This is a genomic window from Pseudomonas sp. GM80 (genome assembly GCF_000282515.1).
Classification (GTDB): domain Bacteria; phylum Pseudomonadota; class Gammaproteobacteria; order Pseudomonadales; family Pseudomonadaceae; genus Aquipseudomonas.
The window spans coordinates 1-1,942 of the sequence record NZ_AKJD01000278.1 but is presented as its reverse complement, the minus strand read 5'-3'; the positions used below and the strand labels follow the sequence as shown (position 1 = coordinate 1,942).

The following is a 1,942-nucleotide window of genomic DNA, read 5'->3' as shown; positions in this document are numbered from 1 at the left end:
GCGATCTTTTGATCCTGATCTTAAAAACAAGATCAAAAGATCGCAGCCTGCGGCAGCTCCTACAGGTTACAAATGCGCAACAGAGGATTTTTCCTGACCAAGCCGTCAGCGGCGTAGAATGCGCCGCCCTGCGCATCAATCTCTGTGGACGCTTTGCCTGTGAATTCCGTAACTGACCAACCCCTCGCCGCCTCCCTCACCCGCCCCGCGCGGATTCGTCTGGAGTTCAAGAACCTGCTCGCCCTGGCGCTGCCGATCATCATCGCGCAGCTGGCGACCACGGCCATGGGCTTCGTCGATGCGGTGATGGCCGGGCGCGTCGGGCCGAAAGATCTGGCGGCCGTGGCGCTGGGCAACTCGATCTGGGTACCGGTGTTCCTGTTGATGACCGGCACCCTGCTGGCAACCACGCCGAAAGTCGCCCAGCGCTTCGGCGCCGGCACCCACAGCGAAATCGGCCCGATCGTGCGTCAGGCATTGTGGCTGGCGCTGGTGGTCGGCTTGATTGCTACCGCGATGCTGGTCGCCGCCGAGCCGGTACTGCACCTGATGAAGGTCGATCCGGAGCTGATCGGCCCATGTATGCAGTACTTGCACGGCATCGCCAGCGGCTTGCCGGCGGTGGCGTTCTATCACGTGCTGCGCTGCACCAGTGACGGCATCGGCCGTACCCGCCCGGCGATGGTGTTGGGCCTGTGCGGTCTGGCGCTGAACATCCCGCTGAACTACGTGTTCATTTATGGCCACTTCGGCGTACCGGCCATGGGCGGCGTTGGCTGTGGCTGGGCCACGGCGATTGTGATGTGGGTGATGGCGCTGGGCCTGGCCGGTTATGAGCGCTGGGCTCCGGCGTATCGCTCGAGCGAAATTTTCAGCCGTTTCGACTGGCCGCAATGGGCGGTGATCAAGCGCCTGCTGTCGATCGGTCTGCCGATCGGCATCGCGGTGTTTGCCGAATCGAGTATTTTCGCGGTGATCGCCCTGCTGATCGGTAGCTTGGGCGCCACTGTCGTGGCTGGGCATCAGATTGCGCTGAACGTCAGCTCGCTGGTGTTCATGATTCCGTATTCGCTGGGCATGGCGGTTACTGTGCGCGTCGGTCAGGCTCTGGGCCGTGAAGAACCGCGTGAAGCGCGCTTTGCGGCCGGCGTCGGCATGGGCACTGCGCTGGCTTACGCCTGCCTGTCGGCGAGCATGATGCTGTTACTGCGTGAGCCGATTGCGGCGATCTACACCGCTGACCCGACGGTGATTCACATTGCGGCGATGCTGATTGTGTACTCGGCGCTGTTTCAGTTTTCCGACGCGATTCAGGTCACTGCCGCCGGCGCGCTGCGCGGTTATCAGGACACTCGGGTGACGATGATTCTGACGCTGTTCGCCTATTGGGGCATTGGTCTACCGGTGGGTTACGCCCTCGGTCTGACCGACTGGCTCGGCGAGCCACGCGGCCCGAGCGGCTTGTGGCAGGGTTTGATTGTCGGCCTGAGCTGTGCGGCGCTGATGCTGTCGATCCGCCTGACGCGCAGCGCGCGCAAGCGTATTCGGATAAGCCGTTCGGCGGGCTGATCGCCCATAAATAAAGACCTGCAAATGCAGGTCTTTTTTTTGTCCTGACTCAGGACTTTTTGCGAATCCAGTACAGATAAGTCCCGGCCTCTTCGTGCTGGCCCACCAGTTCGTGGTCGAGAAACACACAGAACTTGGGAATGTCGCGACGGGTCGAGGGATCGGTGGCGATCACCTTGAGCAGGCCGCCGGGCACCAGGTCACGGATGTGCTGGTGCAGCATCATCACCGGCTCCGGGCAATTGAGGCCGGTGGCATCGAGGGTGCCGTCGACCGGGGTATCGATCATTTCACTCATGATTCACTCCTGAAACTGGCCGGCATTGTCGCGCATTGCCGGGGCGTTACACCACACTCCCCTGTAGGAGCTGCC

Annotated in this window: 2 protein-coding genes; one reads left to right on the top strand and one right to left on the bottom strand. The window is 62.0% G+C overall.

Annotated features, from left to right (window positions below):
* The first annotated feature begins 159 nt into the window (after positions 1-159).
* Complete coding sequence (locus tag PMI37_RS30830) at positions 160-1,569, top strand: MATE family efflux transporter (protein WP_008089009.1); 1,410 nt, start codon at positions 160-162, stop codon at positions 1,567-1,569.
* Between the two features lie 49 nt (positions 1,570-1,618).
* Here PMI37_RS30830 and tusA read toward each other — a convergent pair whose 3' ends face one another.
* Positions 1,619-1,867 carry a sulfurtransferase TusA gene (gene tusA / locus PMI37_RS30825; RefSeq protein ID WP_008089007.1) on the bottom strand — a complete coding sequence of 83 codons (249 nt, stop codon included), beginning with the start codon at positions 1,865-1,867 and terminating at the stop codon, positions 1,619-1,621.
* Positions 1,868-1,942: the final 75 nt, after the last annotated feature.

Excerpts from the sequence above, each read along its gene's own strand:
- tusA (WP_008089007.1), bottom strand. The coding sequence starts at position 1,867 with ATGAGTGAAATGATCGATACCCCGGTCGACGGCACCCTCGATGCCACC.